This is a genomic window from Enterococcus innesii (genome assembly GCF_022846515.1).
GTDB classification, from domain to species: Bacteria; Bacillota; Bacilli; order Lactobacillales; family Enterococcaceae; genus Enterococcus_D; species Enterococcus_D innesii.
Window position 1 is genome coordinate 1,683,288 of sequence record NZ_AP025635.1, and the last position, 18,407, is coordinate 1,701,694.

At 46.1% G+C, this 18,407-nt stretch carries 15 protein-coding genes and 1 riboswitch; of the genes, 6 read left to right on the forward strand and 9 right to left on the reverse strand.

The genetic code is table 11. The annotated features are described in order from the left end of the window. Window positions 1-2: 2 nt before the first annotated feature. The 7 genes from ENLAB_RS07945 to ENLAB_RS07975 form a co-directional block, all read right to left on the reverse strand. On the reverse strand, window positions 3-1,076 hold the full coding sequence (locus ENLAB_RS07945) for a FecCD family ABC transporter permease (protein WP_005233272.1): 1,074 nt from the start codon (window positions 1,074-1,076) through the stop codon (window positions 3-5). Between the two features lie 471 nt (window positions 1,077-1,547). Next, window positions 1,548-2,021: a 6,7-dimethyl-8-ribityllumazine synthase gene (ribH, locus tag ENLAB_RS07950; RefSeq protein WP_244353350.1), complete on the reverse strand. Its 474-nt coding sequence runs from the start codon at window positions 2,019-2,021 to the stop codon at window positions 1,548-1,550. A 21-nt stretch (window positions 2,022-2,042) separates the two neighbouring features. Beyond that, the gene (gene ribB, locus ENLAB_RS07955) at window positions 2,043-3,254 is read right to left on the reverse strand and encodes a 3,4-dihydroxy-2-butanone-4-phosphate synthase (protein WP_439711695.1); all 1,212 of its coding nucleotides are present in this window, start codon (window positions 3,252-3,254) and stop codon (window positions 2,043-2,045) included. After that, a complete protein-coding gene (locus ENLAB_RS07960; RefSeq protein ID WP_008380232.1) occupies window positions 3,232-3,819 on the reverse strand; it encodes a riboflavin synthase in 588 nt (195 codons plus the stop codon). Before ENLAB_RS07960 ends, ribB begins: the two co-directional genes overlap by 23 nt. Further along, entirely contained in the window at window positions 3,804-4,880 is a 1,077-nt protein-coding gene (ribD, locus tag ENLAB_RS07965; RefSeq protein ID WP_244353352.1) for a bifunctional diaminohydroxyphosphoribosylaminopyrimidine deaminase/5-amino-6-(5-phosphoribosylamino)uracil reductase RibD, read from the reverse strand. Before ribD ends, ENLAB_RS07960 begins: the two co-directional genes overlap by 16 nt. Before the next feature lie 112 nt (window positions 4,881-4,992). Next, window positions 4,993-5,131, reverse strand: a riboswitch (FMN riboswitch). 193 nt (window positions 5,132-5,324) lie between these two features. Further along, a complete protein-coding gene (locus ENLAB_RS07970) occupies window positions 5,325-7,973 on the reverse strand; it encodes an HAD-IC family P-type ATPase (protein ID WP_244353354.1) in 2,649 nt (882 codons plus the stop codon). Between the two features lie 345 nt (window positions 7,974-8,318). Continuing rightward, window positions 8,319-8,954 carry an NAD(P)H-binding protein gene (locus ENLAB_RS07975; RefSeq protein ID WP_244353355.1) on the reverse strand — a complete coding sequence of 212 codons (636 nt, stop codon included), beginning with the start codon at window positions 8,952-8,954 and terminating at the stop codon, window positions 8,319-8,321. 599 nt (window positions 8,955-9,553) lie between these two features. Between ENLAB_RS07975 and ENLAB_RS07980 the strand changes: the two genes are divergently transcribed. The 4 genes from ENLAB_RS07980 to ENLAB_RS07995 all read left to right on the forward strand — a co-directional run bounded on the left by ENLAB_RS07980 (window position 9,554) and on the right by ENLAB_RS07995 (window position 14,746). Continuing rightward, window positions 9,554-10,555 (forward strand): bile acid:sodium symporter family protein, encoded by a 1,002-nt coding sequence (locus tag ENLAB_RS07980; protein WP_244353356.1) that lies wholly within the window; start codon window positions 9,554-9,556, stop codon window positions 10,553-10,555. Further along, window positions 10,491-11,591 (forward strand): iron-containing alcohol dehydrogenase family protein, encoded by a 1,101-nt coding sequence (locus ENLAB_RS07985; protein WP_244353357.1) that lies wholly within the window; start codon window positions 10,491-10,493, stop codon window positions 11,589-11,591. The genes ENLAB_RS07980 and ENLAB_RS07985 overlap by 65 nt, the downstream gene beginning before the upstream one ends. A 169-nt stretch (window positions 11,592-11,760) precedes the next feature. Beyond that, window positions 11,761-13,644, forward strand: a complete 1,884-nt coding sequence (locus tag ENLAB_RS07990) for a glycosyltransferase family 2 protein (protein ID WP_244353358.1) — start codon at window positions 11,761-11,763, stop codon at window positions 13,642-13,644. A gap of 352 nt (window positions 13,645-13,996) precedes the next feature. Further along, complete coding sequence (locus ENLAB_RS07995; protein WP_244353359.1) at window positions 13,997-14,746, forward strand: SagB/ThcOx family dehydrogenase; 750 nt, start codon at window positions 13,997-13,999, stop codon at window positions 14,744-14,746. A gap of 141 nt (window positions 14,747-14,887) precedes the next feature. Here ENLAB_RS07995 and ENLAB_RS08000 read toward each other — a convergent pair whose 3' ends face one another. Then, window positions 14,888-15,325, reverse strand: a complete 438-nt coding sequence (locus ENLAB_RS08000; protein WP_005230594.1) for a MerR family transcriptional regulator — start codon at window positions 15,323-15,325, stop codon at window positions 14,888-14,890. Between the two features lie 164 nt (window positions 15,326-15,489). Between ENLAB_RS08000 and ENLAB_RS08005 the strand changes: the two genes are divergently transcribed. Both ENLAB_RS08005 and ENLAB_RS08010 read left to right on the forward strand, forming a co-directional pair. Next, window positions 15,490-16,230, forward strand: a complete 741-nt coding sequence (locus ENLAB_RS08005; RefSeq protein WP_008380252.1) for an SDR family oxidoreductase — start codon at window positions 15,490-15,492, stop codon at window positions 16,228-16,230. A 362-nt stretch (window positions 16,231-16,592) separates the two neighbouring features. Then, window positions 16,593-16,799: a hypothetical protein gene (locus ENLAB_RS08010; RefSeq protein WP_008380254.1), complete on the forward strand. Its 207-nt coding sequence runs from the start codon at window positions 16,593-16,595 to the stop codon at window positions 16,797-16,799. A gap of 65 nt (window positions 16,800-16,864) precedes the next feature. Here ENLAB_RS08010 and ENLAB_RS08015 read toward each other — a convergent pair whose 3' ends face one another. Beyond that, window positions 16,865-18,181 carry an MATE family efflux transporter gene (locus ENLAB_RS08015; protein WP_244353360.1) on the reverse strand — a complete coding sequence of 439 codons (1,317 nt, stop codon included), beginning with the start codon at window positions 18,179-18,181 and terminating at the stop codon, window positions 16,865-16,867. Window positions 18,182-18,407: the final 226 nt, after the last annotated feature.

Sequence of the window (18,407 nt, forward strand, 5' to 3'; positions counted from 1 at the left end):
CGTCACCCCCCAAAATTGTATTGCCGTTTGACAATGATATAGATAAAGATCGGTGCGCCAATCAGCGCTGTAATGATCCCGATCGGCAGTTCGACTCCTTGCAGAGTCGAGCGGGCGATCACATCCGCCCAAATCAAAAACAACGCGCCTGTCAAAGCGGTCAAAGGCATCAACAGGCGATGATCCGACCCACTGACTCCACGTACGATATGAGGAATGATCAAGCCGACAAAGCCAATCATCCCAGAATTCGCAACGATGATACTGGTTAACAGCGCTGCTAGCAGCATATAAAAACGACGATAGAAGGTCAGCTTGACCCCTAAGGTGGAGGCAACTTCATCTCCCAGCAAAAGCGTATTCAAAACACGGTATTGCGTCAGGAAGAAGAGCGTGATCAAAGAAACCAGAACCACGATAAAGCCCAATTTGTTCCAAGAAGCCGAGGCTAGGCTGCCCATCGACCAAAACGCTACGGTCTTCATCCCTTCTGCATTGCTAGCCAGATAGATGATCAAGTTTGAAACAGAGCTGCATAAGGCACTGACGATCGTCCCCGACAGCACAAGTTTTGTGGAAGTCATTTTCCCACCGATACTGGCAAGCAGCAGCACCAAAATAGTCGCAATCCCCGCTCCTGCAAAGGCGCCAAACGATAAGCCCAGCTGCAAGACTAGAGCCGAGCCGCCAAAACCGACTAAGATGGCGAAGGTCGCCCCTAAGGATGCGCCGGAAGAGATCCCTAGAATATATGGATCTGCCAGCGGATTTTGGACCACCGCCTGCATCACTGCCCCGCTGATCGCTAACCCCATGCCCACAAAAATAGAAAGCAAGACCCGCGGTGCCCGAACAAACCAGACGATATTGATGTTTGCGTCTGAAATGCCTGAAAGATCACCAACCAACCCATGGCTGATTTTATAGAAGAGAATTTGGTAAACTTCGCCAAGGGTGATATTGGCTTGTCCGTTTGCCAAAGCAACTCCTGCAGATAAGAGAATGGCGACAACTAAAACACAGCAAATGATTGTCGACACCATCCAACGATTTGATTTAATCAACCCTACCGACATGTGATTCTCCTTTATTCAGCACGATCCTCTCCTGATTTCACAGCAAAAACAACATTGACTGTTGCCTCGCCGCCATCATAAAAGAAGCATCTGTGCGTTTTTTCGCTTATAAAAGTTCGTCTCATGAAAAGCGCCCAAGCCATGTGCTGCTTTGACATCTATTTGCAAATGAGAATCACTCTCAATGAATAGAGTCATTATAAGGAACCTTTTGTGAAATGTAAATAATTTTCTGAAAATTTCCTTAAATAAGAGTTATTCTAATGTTCGTGATTGATTGGGCATTTTCCTCTCCATTGACCTATCGAAAACACGGTACCCGTGAAGAAGCGAATCCTTTGGCAAAATGATCCATTTTTTTTAATGATGAAAAAAAGACAGACTTCATTTCGTACGAAGTCTGTCTCCAGTCTGATGCCTATGCTTAGGCAGGCTTTTTCTTGCTAGCTTCCCTTTGTTCGAACGTGAAACCTATGCGTTGCCAAGGATTTGCTGATTCAACGAAATCATCTCCAAAAGACCTTGAGCGGCTTCGCTGCCTTTGTTGCCAGCTTTGGTTCCCGACCGTTCAATGGCTTGTTCGATCGTTTCAGTCGTCAACACACCAAACATGATTGGAATGTCGGCATTCAGACCAATTTGGGCTACGCCTTTCGCCACTTCATTTGAGATCAATTCATAGTGGGTCGTTGCTCCGCGAATCAAGGCACCTAATGTCACGATCCCATCGTATTGTTTGTGGTCAACGATTTTTTTGGTAATATACGGAATCTCATAAGCACCTGGAACCCAATATACATCGATGTTTTCTGCTTTGACTCCATGACGCAGCAAATTGTCTTTGGCGCCTTCCACTAACTTGGAAGTGATAAACTCGTTGAATCGTGAGACTACGATCCCTACTTTGACTGCCTCTCCCTGAAACGTTCCTTCAAATACTGTCATCGCTCATTCTCCTTTGGTTGATTAAATAGATAGGTAATGGTGAAACTTTTCTTTCTTCGTTTTCAAATAGCTGCTGTTTTCTTTGTGCGCAGGCATCTCCAGCGGTACTCGTTCTGCTACCTTGATCCCTAAGCTTTCTAATTCCTTCACTTTGTCAGGGTTGTTGGTCATCAGTTGAATCTCCTGCACTTCTAAGGAACGTAAAACATCGGCGGCAAACGTGTAATGACGAGCATCTGCTGCAAACCCTAATGCAATATTTGCTTCATACGTATCCATGCCTTGTTCCTGCAGCTGATAGGCACGGAGCTTGTTCCGCAAGCCAATACCGCGGCCTTCTTGGCGTAGATACAAAATCGCACCGCGACCTTTTGCTTCGATCTGCCGCATCGCTTCTTGCAGCTGTTCGCCACAATCACAGCGATGAGAGCCGAAGACGTCGCCTGTTAAACACTCTGAATGGATCCGTAGTAACAGCGGCTCGGTAGTATGTTGAATCTCGCCTTTGGCTAGTAAAAGGTGTTCATTGCCGAATTCATCTTCAAATAAGGTCAATTGGAACGCCCCATAAGCCGTTGGCAGATCCACCGTGATAGGTGCAGTTCCTCGTAGATATTCCGCCAACTCATCAATGGTCAAAAACGGCAGCTGCCATTTTTCTGCTAATTTTTTCAATTCTGGAACCCGAGCCATCGTGCCATCTTCATTTAAAATCTCACAAATGTAGGCTGCTTCCACGCTGCCAGCAAGCTTCGCTAAATCCACAGCCGCTTCTGTATGTCCTCTGCGTTCTAACACGCCGCCAGATTGAGCGGTCAATGGGAAGATATGTCCAGGACGATAAAAATCCGCTGCTTGTGACGCAGGATCAGCCAATTTTTCAATCGTCACTGCCCGGTCTTTCGCAGAAATTCCCGTACTCGTGGTCACGTGATCGACACTGATGGTAAACGCGGTACCAAAGGCATCCGTATTATTGGCGGTCATCTCAGGCAATGCCAGCTTTTCAGCGATCGCTTGTGAGATGGGTGCACAGATCAAGCCACGGCCATAAGTCGCCATAAAATTGACGGCTTCTGGCGTTGCGTATTCAGCGATCCCAATCAAATCTCCTTCTGATTCCCGATTTTCATCATCGGCGACAATCACTAAGCCGCCTTTTTTTAACCATTCCACTGCTTGTTCTACTTTATGCATCGTCTGCCTTCTTTCATTTTCGTTGGTATTTGACATATTTCCCGATCATATCCGTCTCGATATTGACCCACTCCCCTTGTTTCAACTGCCCCAGCGTCGTCTGGTCTTTGGAATGGGGGATCAAGCTAACGGAAAAGGCCTGTGCCGTCGTCTGGGTAACCGTCAAGCTGACGCCATTGATCGCAATCGACCCTTGCGGAATGATTTCCCCTTGCACACTGACAGGATAAGCAAACGTCAAGATCAAGGCTTTTTCCAACTGCTTTTTCTGGATCAAACGGGTCGTTACATCAATGTGGCCTGCGACAAAGTGGCCTTCAAAACGCTGCGTTGCTGCCATCGCTCGCTCCAAATTGACTTCGGCACCCACCGAGAGTTGTTTAAAGGTGGTTCGTTGAAAGGTTTCTGGCATGATATCCACCGTAAACGTTGTCGCTTGTTTGGCGATCGCCGTCAAACACGTCCCGTTGATCGCCATACTGTCTCCGATCTGGTAATCCGCCAGCAAGCCTTCCGACGCACTGCAGGTTAGCTGGATCGTGCGGCTTTGCTTGCGGATCTCTTTGATGCGGCCTTTTTCCTGAATCAATCCTGTGAACATTCCTCTGGTCTCCTTCCTCGGATGCAAACATCTTCTCCAACTGCCGTCACCGTCACCTCTGTTAGCTGCTGCAGCTGTTTCGGGGTACGCTCACTGGTAAAACTTGCAAGACTATTGCCCCCAAGAAACTTTGGCGCCACATAAGTAATGCTTTCTTGCCACAGTCCGCTGGCTAAAAAGGCATCATGGATCGCAGCACCTCCTTCTACGTAAAGCGATTGGACCTGTCGTGCGGCAAGCTCCTTCAGCAGTGCAGCGATCGTCAACTCTTCCAGCTGGATCACTGACACATGCGCTGGCAAGTCGCTGACAGCTGTCTGCTGCGTAAAAATCCACACGGGTGCTGAATCATCGGCAAACAGTGCCAAATGGGGTTGCGACAGCGTTCGCCCCCGACGGTCTACCACGATGCGATTCGGCGGAAAGCTGGTTTCAACCGTGGTCAATAACGTGGGATCATCCGTCAACACCGTCTGACTGCCCACTAAGATTCCTTGATAGTCCCCACGTTCTTGATGAACCTTTTGCCAAACCGCTGAACCAGTGATGGCACTGCGGGTCAACGCATCATGAGCGATCCGGCCATCTAAAGTGATCGCTTGCTTCAACGCCACGTAAGGTCGCTGATGCTGATGGTAAAAATTATAGTGTGGATTCAAACGGCGCACCGCTGTTTCTTCGATGCCCACCAACACGTCGATGCCCTGTTCTTCTAAAAATTGCTTGCCTTGTCCAGCCACGATCGGGTTAGGGTCTAACTGGCCGATGACTACCTTTTTGATGCCGCTGTCGATGATCAGCTGGGTGCAAGGCGGCTGTTTTCCTTGATGGTTGCAAGGTTCTAACGTCACGTATAAAGTCGAATTGATTAGGTCTTCGGAGGAATGGCATTGTTCGATGGCGTTTCGTTCCGCATGGGGCTGCCCATAGACTAAGTGAGCCCCTTTGGCAATGACCCGTTGCTCTTTGACGATCACGGCGCCCACTAGCGGATTGGTAAAGGTTTGGTAACGCCCTTTTTTGGCTTCTGCGATCGCCAAACGCATGTATTCGTTATGCATCTTCCTTCCTCCTTTCAATAAAAAAATGCCTCGTGAGAATCTCACGAGGCATAGACAAACAAGACCGGCAAAAAATCAATTTTAGACGCACTGCGCCCCTTGAAATTTTGTGGTTTTTCTTCTCCCATCCAGACTTTCACTGTCGGTGCCAGATTCACACTGGCTCCACCGCATAGCTATGCGGGTCACGGACTTCAAGCATTGCGCTTGTCACCGTCGGTCGGGAATTACACCCTGCCCCGAAGAATACTATTCAATTCATGTGCATTTTAGCCCGACCATTTTTGTTTGTCAATAGGCCTGATTACGAGCCGAGAAGAATTCCTCTTGGCTTTTTCTTTTGGCAAACCCAAATCAGCGACAGCAGAAATCCCTTGTCGTTCCGCCATTTTCCTGAGCTGCAGCAAGGTGATTTTGCCTGTAAAAAATACGAGAAAACCTAGGTTAAATATTTTTTCTCGAACGAAGCCATTTATCGAACTCCGTCACGAGTAAGACGACCATCCCAGAAGCTGCTGAGATGACCCAGCCAATCAAGGACATGTCCTCAGTATGAAAAGCACTTTGCATAAATGGAACATAGGTCAATAACAGTTGCAGAACCAGCATCACCCCAATGATCACGAACGCTTTTGGATTGGTGAAGGAAGCTTTAGAAAATGCTGGTGCACTGGTACGGATGTTGAACAAATAGAAAATCTTACTCAAGACCACGATATTGACCATCATGGTACTGGCAACGGCTTCGCTGACGCCTTGCAGCAAGAGCCAGTCATGGGCGATCAAACTGATGACTGCCATCAAGATCGATACATACGCCATCTGCCAAATATCGTGGCGATTCAACAATTTATTGCCTGTCTTTCGCGGTTTGCGGTTCATGATCCCAGACTCTGCTGGTTCAAAGATAAACGCAAACTGGATCGTAATAGCAGAAACCATGTTGATCCACAGCAGTTGTGTCGCCTGCAGCGGCAATTCTTTTTGCATCATGATCGTAAAGGCAATGATCAGCCCTTCGGCAAAAGATGTCGGCAACAGAAACAGAATGCTCTTTTTGATGTTGTCATAGATCCTGCGTCCTTCGCGAATCGCTAAGGACATGGTACCGAAATTGTCATCGGTCAAGATCATATCAGCAGAGTCTTTGGCTACATCCGTGCCGCTGATCCCCATCGCTACACCGATATCCGCCCGCTTCAACGCAGGGGCATCGTTAACCCCGTCCCCTGTCATCGCCGTGACTTTGCCTTTGGCTTGTAGCGCTCTGATAATGTCCAATTTATTTTTCGGCGTGGTTCGTGCAAAGACTTGATTCGTCAAGGCAGCATCTTGAAATTCGGCTTCACTCATCTGATCCAACTCGGCACCAGTCACGACGTGAATCTCATCAGCTAAACCAAGCTTTTCCCCAATCGCTTTGGCAGTCAGAGGGTGATCCCCCGTGATCATTTTTACTTGAACACCGGCTTGGTTCATTTCCTTCAGGGAAGCGATCACTTCTTCTCGCGGCGGATCGATGATCCCGGCGATCCCTAGTAATTGCAGCCCTTGCTCAAAAATCGTTTCATCAATGTGATCGATCGAAACTTTCTGATAGCCCACCGCTACCACTCGTTTGCCTTCTGCCGACAAGCGGCGGACATGGCCTGTCCAATAGGCTTCATCAAAAGGCGCCGCTTGTTTTTGCACCATTTCAAACAATTTATCTGGGGAGCCTTTAACAAATAACAAGCGCTCCCCCGCAGGGTTTGCCACTAGTTTCGCCATGTAGCGGTTGTCCGAATCAAAGGGCAGCATATCCAGCTCTTGGTAAGCGGGTGCTTGCGGATAGGCAAATTGCTTATGATACAGCGTTAAAAAGGAGCCGTCTGTTGGTTCCCCATTGATCGTCCAGTGATTTCCTTCTGGAACTAATACCGTATCGTTGGCTTCGTAGCCGGCTTCCAAAAACAACTGCAAGATGTCTTGCGTGTATACGTCCTCCTGCTTTGGACGAATCACGCCCACCGGCGCATAGCCGTCACCCGTCACTTCGTATTCCTGCTCAGCCAATACGATGTCTTTAACTGTCATTTCATTTTTGGTCAGGGTACCGGTTTTATCCGTCGCGATCACATCCACTGAGCCTAGCGTTTCAACCGCTGGCAGTGTTTTGATGATGGTGTGCTTGTTTTTTGCCATATCACTGACACCCATCGCCAAAACCACCGAGGTCGTTGCGGGCAATCCTTCTGGGATCGAGCCGACGATCACGGTGACGACGGCTAAGGACAGGACAGAGATCGCATAGGTTTGCTGGAACAAACTAACGATAAACAGCAAGACCGCCACGCCCATGATCACATAGGTGATGCCTTTCCCCAGTCCATCGATCTCTTTCATTAACGGCGTTTTTCGTTCTTCTGTTTGATTGACTTCTGTGGAGATTTTCCCGATCTCAGTATTCGCGCCAGTAGCGATCACGATCCCTTTCCCACTTCCTGACGTCACGGACGTCGAAGCAAATGCCAAATTCCGTTGTTCCGCTAATGGGGTTGCTTCATCCACTAAGGTATCTGTTATTTTTTCCACCGAATCGGCTTCACCAGTCAAGGCGGATTCTTGGATCCGCAAGTTGTCGGCTTCGATGATCCGCAGATCCGCAGGCACATTGTCGCCGGCTTCTAAGAATACGACATCCCCCGGAACGACTTCAGCAGCTGGAATATCTTGCCGAATCCCATTCCGATAGACCGTGGCTTCTGCTGATAGCATCTCTTTGATCCGTTCTAACGCATCGGAAGCATTGGCTTCTTGGTAATAACCGATCAACGCATTGACCAGTACGACGATGCCAATGATCACGGCATCAGAGAAATGCCCCATCAGCAGCGTTAAGATGGCGGAGAAAATCAAAATGTAGATGATCGTGTTATGAAATTGTCGCAGCAGCAACCGCCACTTGGCGGTTTTTTTGACCGCTAATTGGTTCAATCCGTAGGTTTCTAACCGCTCGGTTACTTGCGCCTCATCTAATCCTTGATCGATAGAGGGCACCTGATACTGTTCGATTGTTTCTGACACTGATAATTGAAACTCTTTTTTATTCATTTATTCTTCTTCCTTTTCTTTTTTCATTGATGGATAACACAAATAAGCCCCTTATTTAGAAACTGCTCCTAAATAACGCGCTGTTGTTGGTCTCCTATTCAATTAAAAAGTAAGGTAAGTCAAAATAGTGTTTCTGCTCACCGTCACTCGAGTCGCTTGACATTCGTTTACCACCCCCTCTAAAGTTAGCAATAAGCGTAACAAACTATTTTTCCAAAGTCAAGAGTCATCGCTTTCATAGCAATGAAGGGGCATCTCAAAGTTTTTACGAAAAAAAGCCGCACGACAACGATTCATTGCCGTACAGCTCCTTCAGTACATTCTCTTCAAGCCCAAAGGCTCGCCTTAAAGCTGATCCAGTGCCTCACTGATGGGTGTTTCTCCTGCTTGGACTTTGATGACTTTTTGATAGGTTGCTGGACGTTCCAGCATTTCACCTAACAAGACGGCGACATCCTCGATGGGGATCGCACCAGAGGTCGTTTCACTGATCTCGATCAAACTAGATCCTGGAGTTTCTTTCAACGCACCCGGCTGCAAAATCGTATACTCTAGTGCGGTATTGTCGATCAGCCAGCGATCAGAGAAAAACTTGGCGATCGTGTAATCCATCAATGACGCCATGCCTTCCCTTTGCCACTGTTCAGGTTCTAAGGCATAGGCTGAGCTAAGGTGGATGTAGCGTTTGATTCCTTTTGATTCGGCGGCTTGCATCACTTTGACCGCACCATACAGATCGGATTGCAGCAAGTCTTTGCCTCGGGAACCCGCCACGAAGTATACCGCTTCCGCATCGGCGAATTTGGCTGCCATCTCTTCCGGTTCCGTGTGTAAATCAAAAAACACGGGCTTGATCGTCTCCGTTTCTGTGATTTTCTCACTGCTGCGCGCACCAGCATAAACGATGTGTCCTTGTTTTTCTAGAAAGTCGATCAATTTTTGACCTACTCGTCCAGTAGCACCAACGACAAAAATTTTCATTTTCTTTGCTCCTCTCGTTTCTTTTTCCAACTCTTGCTAGTATCATCGTAGGACAAAAACCAAGATCCAACAACTATTCTGTTTCTAAACGAAGGGGAAAAAGGCACAGCACAAACCAATTCTTGCTGTTTTTCCCCATAGAAACCCATGTTTTAAAAAAAACACCCAAAAAAATGAAAAAAATTTTCTCAAACGATTGACAAAGCCTTGACTCTTTTGTAGACTAGGTAGAAATAATTTAAATATTTAGAAAATTCCAAATAAAGAAAAGGACGGTGGCGTATATGACCCGCACCAATGTTAGCAAACGAATTATTTTATTATTATAGCCGGGACTGTTTGATTTTATACATTCAAAGAGTCCCTATTCACATTGCATCCAAAAAGAAGATCAGCTTCTTGAGATGGAGTGTTTTTTTATACCCATTTTCAAGGAAGCGGCCTTTTACAAACTGACACATTGATGTCAGATAGATCCCAAACGCTCGTTGAACAACTGCTGCCGATTCCCCACGGTTATGCACTGCACTTATTCTAAAGACCCCTTCTGTTTGAACACTTGATTGGTCATGCAGAAAAAGGAAGGATGATTTTTTCTTATGAAAACCGTCAACACGATCGCTGCTTTTGTAAACAAGTATTTGATCTATATCATGATTTTATTGATGATCGTCTCTTATTTCTTCCCGCAACCCTTCTTATGGATTCCGCCTCGTACAACGATTCTTTTGAGCATCATCATGTTTTGTATGGGGATGACTTTAAACGTTGCTGCGTTTAAAATGGTCGTCTTACAGCCTAAAGCATTCATCTTAGGAGTGCTTTTCCAGTTCACCATCAGTCCTTTGGTGGCTTACGGCTTAGCGCAGCTGTTTGGTCTTTCTTCCGGTTTGATCATCGGGTTTGTCCTACTAGGTTGCGTTTCTGGTGGAACCGCCAGCAATGTCATGACCTTTATTGGCAAAGGCGATGTCGCCCTCACCGTTTCCATGACCACGGTATCGACCTTGTTAGCGACCGTCGTTACCCCCTTTTTGGTTTACATCTTGGCTGGTCAGTATACTGAGATCTCCTTCTGGGAAATGCTCTTGTCTGTCTTGCAGATGGTGCTTTTGCCAATCATTTTAGGGGTGATCGTCCACAAACTCATTGCCAAGCACATCGAGCGATTTCTGCAATCATTTGTCTTGATTTCTTCCGTTAGTATCTTATTGATCGTTGCCGGAACTGTCGCTCGCAACGGTGCCGTCATCGTCCAATCTGGCTTGATCGTGATTTTCTTAGTCTTGCTCCATAACTTGATTGGCTACGGTGCAGGCTATGGTCTGAGCCGTGTGATGGGCGTCAGTGCCACCCAAGCCAAATCCATCATGTTTCAATTAGGAATGAAAAATACCGGCCTAGCGATCTCGTTAGCCAATGCCCACTTTGCCGCCATTGCTGCAACCGTTACCCCTGCCGCAGTCGGCATGGTGATCCATCAAATTACCGGACCAATTTTAGCCAATCTCGTGGCCAAGAAAGAAGGAAAACAGTATGAGTCAAAGTATCTTTTTGCCAAACTACACAATCGGGGCGGACGCCTACGAAAAAGTAAATGACATCGTAAAACCATACGGCACCAATGCCGTGATCATCGGCGGAAAAACCGCCCTTGAAAAAGCCGAAGACAAGATCAAAGCCGGTTTAACGTCGGCAGTCAAAGTGACGGATACCTTGTGGTACGGCGGCAACTCGACCTATGAAAACGTCGATCAGCTGTTAGCCAATCCAAGCGTCCAAGCCGCCGATGTTCTATTCGCCGTTGGCGGCGGCCGCGTTTGCGATACCGTCAAAGTGGTTGGAGAAAAAGCAGGCAAACCAGTCTTCACCTTTCCAACGATCGGCTCCAACTGCTCACCAGTCACCGCGGTTTGTGTCATCTATAAAGAAAACGGCGAGATGCAAGGGTTGTTTTTCCCTTCGCAACCGCCGACCCATGCCTTTATCGACAGTGAGATCATCGCCCAAGCCCCCGACAAGTACTTATGGGCAGGAATCGGCGATGCCCTCTCCAAAGAGATCGAATCGACATTTTCAGCGCGGGGCGATCAGTTAGATTACACCGATGGGTTAGGCATCCAAATCGGCAAAATGTGCACGGAACGCTTATTGCAATACGGCACACAAGCCTTGAAAGACAGTGCCGCCAATCAGCCGTCTTATGCCATTGAGCAAGTCGTCTTGGATATCATCGTAACCACCGGCTTAGTTTCCGTCTTAGTCATCAATGATTACAACTCCGCCCTTGCTCATTCCTTTTACTACGGAACGACCGTTTTGGAAAAAATGGAAGACTATTTACACGGCGCATCCGTTAGTTACGGCGTTTTGGCCTTGTTGCAGCTCGATCAGCAAGATGCCCTCTTCCAGCGCATCTACGCCTTTATGAAGGAAAACAAACTGCCGGTTTGCCTAGCGGATATGGGCCTTAACGACACCAGCGACCTTGAGGCAATCTTAGACAAAGCAATGACCACCAATGACATCGTCCACGTGCCTTATGAGATCACGCGAGAAATGTTTAAACAGGCAATACTAGACGTGGAAGCCTATCATGCCAAACAAAACCAAGCAGCATTGGCAGCTGCCAATTAAATGAAGCCCTCCAGCAATTCGTTGCTGGAGGGTTTTTGTATGGCCTTTTTCTCTTCTTCGTACTTGTCCTCCTTCTTCTTTCTTATATGTTAAAAAACATGCAATCGTTTACTTTGATTTATTTTTAAAAACTTATTACTATTTTAGTATAACAAAGGAGGAGATTGGTTTGGAATTGGTTTATTTATCTGGGTTGTTTTTGGTCATTTTCTTGTTGTATTTCCTGGCAAAGAAAAATAATCGCATCAAACAGCTGTTTTCGAAGATCACGATTGCTTTTCTGCTTATTTACTTGGTTTGGCGTTTATTTTTCACGATCCCGATTGATAGTTCTGCTTCACTAGTATTTGGGATCATTCTCTATATTGCGGAAGTCATTGGTTTATTTGTCTATGGCTTTTTTGTTTACCTTTTTTCCAATAAGCTCTCAAAAGAATACCGCTACGAGGGGGATGAAGCAGAAGAATTCTTGCCAAGTGTCGCCGCTTTTATCTGCACTTACAATGAAGACATCAAGCTGGTGATCGCCACAGCATTAGCTGTCAAAGCCTTGAAATACCCCAATAAAAAAATCTATATCTGCGATGATGGCCATCGAGAGGAACTAAAAGAAATGGCCGAGCGAATGAATCTCGGCTATTTGACCCGCGAAGGAAATGCCAATGCCAAAGCTGGGAATATCAACTATGCCTTGTCCCAAACTAGCAGTGACTTGATTTTGCTTCTGGATGCTGACTTTATCGTAAAAAAGAACATTATTTTTGAAGCTGTCGACTATTTTCGCAATCCTAAAGTTGCATTGGTGCAATATCCACAAACATTTTATAACAAATATCCCTTTCAATTACTGCGCAAATCCATGTACAACGAACAGGAATTATTCATGCGCTTTCTAGAACCAGCACTTTCTCGTGAGAATGCTTTGATCCATATCGGTACCAATGCCATCATTCGTCGCAGTGCCCTTGAAGAGATCGGCGGCGTTCCTACCAGCAGTATCACCGAAGATATGGCGACCGGGATGCTTTTACAAGACGCTGGCTATGAAACGATTTTTATCAATAAAGCCTATGCCTTGGGGATCACTCCTTACACTGCCAAAGAGCTGACCTCACAACGGACTCGGTGGGCGCAAGGAACAAAACAAATTTTTGACCACTTCAAACCGCGCCGCTTAAAAGGGTTGTCTTTTATGCAAAAACTTTGTTATTACAACTCCTATTTGTATTGGTTTACCTCTTTCCAAAAAATCATCTTTTTATTGGCACCAACCTTATTTATGGTTTTTGATATCTTTATCGTCAGAAGCAACAATCACCAATTATTGTTGTTCTTTTTACCGCCTTTCATTATGATTTCCCTGTCGTTTCGGCTGTATGTCCCTAAGATCAGGAACCTGACAAGTTCCCACACCTATGATTGCTTTGTCGCTCCTATCCACACTGGGGCATTGATCAAAGAATTTATGAAATCACAGAAAAAATTCAACGTGACCAAAAAAGAGATCGTCGGCAGCAACGCCTTTGATTGGCGAACCGTCTTGCCCCACATCATCCTCTTTACTTGGATTTCCTTTGCCTGTCTGGTAGCTGGGTATCGTTTGTACCGAGGAGAAGGCTATGAATTCGGCTATATCGTGACCTTGATTTGGTCGATCTATAACCTCTATGGCTTGTTTTATGCCATTTTGATCGGGAAAAACCGTTTTATCGAAAGTGATAGTGAAGCCTTGAGTATCGCCATCAATCGTCAGCTTTCTTATGATGCCAAGACGTTCGAAATGTATCAAATGAGTTTCAATGGCTTCCGTGTCCGGACTCATCCCGAGCAAATCTTCGTACCAGGTGAAAGTTACGTCTTTTACGATGATAAGCGTCGCTTCACTATCAATTCGATTTGTCTAGAGGATCATGGCTCCTATGTGACTTTTGCCTTCAACAATCTAACACCGCAATCTGCTGAAGAGCTTGCCAGCTACTATAGCGACCAGCTTAATGCTGCCAAACAGTTAGATTTTGATATGGAGGAAGAAGTCGCAGAAATGAATAGTTAGTCCCGCCCCCTTTGTCGCAAGAGACAAGGGGGGCTTTATTTTTTCCAGAAAGCTCCTCGAAGGGTTGTTCCCCATCTTATGATGCTTGTCTTCCTTTAGATAACACTCTGGCATTTGCTACACTCTTTTCCAATGATCATTGATTGAAAGAGCCAGAACAGAATCTAGACGATTTCTCGATGGCAATACTTTTAAAGCCTTTAGAAAATATTAAAAAATCTGCTTTCCCTATGACCTGATTGAGCTGATGCGGTTGCCACTGCTCACACATTTGTGAATAAAAGCGCATGAAAAAGCAATCCTTGTTATACTTATAAATAACACGAAGTCCTTAGAAAAAGGAGGAATCCTCATGACCCGTTACAAACGATTTCGCTTTGCTCGTTTAGGCGCTCTTTTGGTGTTGGGCTTACTCCTCACTGGCTGCAGTGCGGATAAGGCACCGATTGAAGAACAACCGACTACCGACACGGTCACTCCTTTTGAACCAGCGGTTTCCTATGAAACTTTTCCATTGCCGCAACCGATCTTAGATGGGGAAACCAGTGTGGCGGAAGCTCTCTTCGAGCGGCGCTCGCAACGGGATTTTCAAGACACCGAGCTAACACAAGAACAGCTGGCACAGCTTTTATGGGCCGCTGCCGGTGTCACTACAGAAGATGGTCGCCGGACAGCGCCTTCGGCTGGTGCCTTGTATCCCTTAGACCTCTATGTCGTGGTTACACAGGTAACGGGGCTTGAGCCAGGGCTTTATCTGTATCAACCTGAGCAACATGCCTTAGCAAAAGTTCTTGCCGGCGATTTTCGGACCGCATTGGCGGAAGGTTCGTTGGATCAGCAAGCGATCCAACGAGCACCTGCTACATTGCTTTATACAGTGGTTTATGAACGACTGATCGAGCGCTATGGGGACCGAGGAATCGAACGTTATGCCTATATCGAAGTCGGACATTCCGCCCAAAACGTCCTTTTGCAAGCCCAAGCGTTAGGATTAGGCGCTGTGCCGATCGGCGCCTTCACGGATCATGAACTCAAAGAATTATTACAACTGCCGACGGAAAATGAACCCCGCTATTTGATTCCAGTGGGGGTTATTGAGTAGGGCTACTGAATAACAGAGCCCATTTTCGTGGGATTGTCAGTCTTTCATTAGAAAATGGCAACTGGCAAGGTTGATTTTCCCAGCAAAACTAGTACAATCGAAAAACCACCTGCAAAAACAGCAGGTGGTTTTTCTCTTTGCTTACAGTTTGTATGCCCGGACTTCTTCTGGTATTTCTTCTAGCGGTAGCTCTTTTACTACCGCTTCGGTGCCTGCTGCCATTGCTGTATCGTAGTACCAGCATTTGTATTTGATCGTATTCATGGTTTCTTGCAAGGCTGCCATTTGCTTTGTGACTTCTTCCAAGCGTTCATGAAACAGCTGCTGCCGTTTCTGCAAAGACGCATCGCCTTCCTCGCCCCAATCCAAGAAATTCTTGATGTCTTTGATGGGCATGCCGGTATTCTTCAAACAATCGATCACTTTGATCGTCGCTACTTCTTTTTCTGAAAACACCCGAATGCCGCCATTACTGCGGGCCAACTTCGGAAACATCCCTTCTCGATCGTAATAACGCAGAGTCGAGATGGGGATATTGGTCGTTTGTGATACTTCGCCAATCGAGTAACTCACTTGCATCGCTCCTAAAAAAATGTTGTTTATCGCTTGACCTAAACCTAACTTCAGGTTCTACAATTAAAATACACCGCAAGCACTGAACTGTCAATCACCTATCGTCTCATAGGTTCGCCATTGGCAATATCAGGATTCGATGAAAAAATCATTCACTGGAGGAAATACAAATGACAGAAATCAAAGAAAAAGTTATCGTAATTATGGGAGCATCTTCAGGAATTGGGGAAGCAACCGCCGTTAAACTAGCCGAACAAGGGGCAAAAGTAGTGATCGCTGCCCGCCGTGAAGAGCGCATCAAAGCACTGGCTGAAAAATTAGGAGAAAATGTCTTGTATCAAACAGCCGATGTCACCAATCGCGAACAAGTCCAGCAAGTCATTGATTTAGCCATGACCTCCTTTGGTCGGATTGATGTCCTTTTTAATAATGCTGGCATTATGCCTCAAGGAAACTTAGCAGAGTTGAATTATGACAGCTGGCAAAAAATGCTGGATATCAATATCATGGGGGTATTGAATGGGATCGGCGCTGTGCTGCCTATCATGCAAAAACAACAAGACGGTTTGATCATCGCCACTGACTCAGTTGCCGGACATGTCATTTACCCGGGTTCTGCCGTGTACAACGGGACAAAGTTTGCAGTTCGTGCAATCATGGAAGGCTTGCGCCAAGAAGAACGTGAACATGGCATTCGCTCCACCATCGTCTCTCCAGGAATGGTCTCCACGGAATTGTTTGAAACCGTCGGCAATGCTCAACTAGAAGCAGCCTTGAAAGAAACCTCTCGCGTAGAAGGCAACAGCCTAACGCCAGAAGATGTAGCAAATGCAGTGGTTTATGCCATTCAACAGCCCAAACATGTGGCGATCAGCGAAGTCTTGCTACGCCCAGCAAAACAAACCGTTTAAGCTATTTCTACTAGCCCGTGAAACCTGCTTCCGCTTGATGTGGCCGCAGGTTTTTTTGTCGTCAAATCCCGCCGTTTCCCAGGACAAAATTGCTTGGTTTTCTTGTGACACCCACTTGTCCAAAGAATGTAAACCAATCGTTGCTTTATGTAAACGACTACGTTCTGTTGCTACGGGGGAAATTTTTTTATACTTAGTACAAAGCTTCCGTATAAAACGATCAATCAGAAACGAACCTGTCGTTCTCCTCTTATTTACAAATAGCTGACCATGATCGTTTTCCCGCCTTCACCGTTGACTTGCAAGTATTATCAGCTGTCCTCTTTTAGTACTTGCTTTTTATAAAAGAATGGAGTGAGTGTATGAATGTGAAACAGCTGCTCGTCATTGCCGAGCAACGAAGAAACATCACGAATCAGAAATTGACCTATGCCGAAAACTTCTTGGCTGCCGGCTACTCTGCTGCCGAATTGCTGGCAGACGAAACCTTTCTTGAATTAGAGCGAAGGGAAACCCAACTGATTGCAGAACGCAACGCCATTTTTTACGAAGAAGTCAGCCACAATTAATCCCCCTGTCCAATTGTAGGCGACGAAAAAGCGAAGGCTCAGCAGCACCTTCGCTTTTTTAACCCTCAAAGGCGTCCTTTGCCCTGAGGATCACGCTGCTTGATCGTCCAATAAAACAGCCCTGCAAAGAAACCACCGAGAATCAGGAAATTCATGCCGTATAGACAGTATAGGAAGAAAAAGTTCAGCTGCCCACTGCGCCAAAAGCCCATGATTCCCACTAAAACAAGACTGTTGACGCATCCTGTCAACACACAAACCGTGCGACTGCACTCCAAGCTTTGTAATAGGTATTTTGTGATTTCATATAACGGACTGACGAGCATTATCCCCAGCATAATTGGTAGAATAGCTGGCAACAAGTCTAAAACAACGACATCTGTAGTAAACAACTGAAAAAAAGCAGGACGAAAGACCCAGATCAGACTGGCGATTCCGACATAAGCCACGAAAGAAGAAGCGAAGGTACTTTTTCCCACTGCTAAAATCTTCTGACGATTTTTCTGACCATTCGCCTCACTCGCAAAGACGGTCACTGCGTTGCCATACATCAAAGCAGGCAACCGTGCGATCATCAATCCTTGGCTGCCGATCGCATAGGCGGCCAGCGTACTGACACCCAATCGTGAGACGAAAGCTTCAAAAGCAATAATAAAGACTAAACCCTCAAAGCATTCCTGAATCATTAAGGGAACCGATTTTTTCAATAAAAAGGCACGTTTTCGTGGTCTTTGTTTCAGCCCTCTTGCTAGACTTTCTCTTAAAAGAACCCCATAACTCCCCAGTAAGCACAAAGTCGCAAGCATATTTGCGATGCCACTGCCTAAGACCCCCATGGCGGGAAAACCGAGATTGCCGTTGATCAATAGATAGCTAAGCAACACCTGTACCAACGCACTAATGATCGAAACACCCAGAATGTAGTTCGTTTTCTTTTCAATTTTTAAGAGGCTAGTAAAAACAAACGTGACTAACGTAAGTAAAAGGTAGGGAGACATGATTGCAAGATACAATGTCGCAGTTCCTAGTAAATCCTCACTAAATCCGTAGACAACCTGCAAGATACCCCGTCCAAAAAGCAGAAAAATCAGCAAAAAGCTCACACCGATCGCGACTAATAGAAAAAGAACCGACGACAGATAATCATTTAACTGCGTCTCTTCTCTTTGCCCGACTGCCTTTGCGCCATAAATATTAAAAGCCAGCCCAATCGCACCTAAGATACCCACAAAAGCATAGAGAAACCCGTCGATCAGTGCGATCGCCGCCAGCGCTTCCGTGGATCTTCTTGAAATAATCGCTAATGAAACTTGTGCAATAATGATTTGAAACAAATTGGAAGCAATCAAAGGCAATGTAAAAGACTGTATTTTTTTGTTCAAGAAGCTCTCCTCTCTCCTTCGCCATAACTGCGCAACGCCCACCCGCTAATTGTGATTAACGTCACAATGCAAGCGATCGTTAATAGTCGCAAATACTCAACGACCCATCGGGCGTTTTGACGTTTCTCCCTCCATTTAACCATACAGCCTTCTCGGTGTATATTCCTTCATAATTAAAAAACAAAACATACCGACAATCTCCGCTTGTTTCCTCTATTGGTGTCGA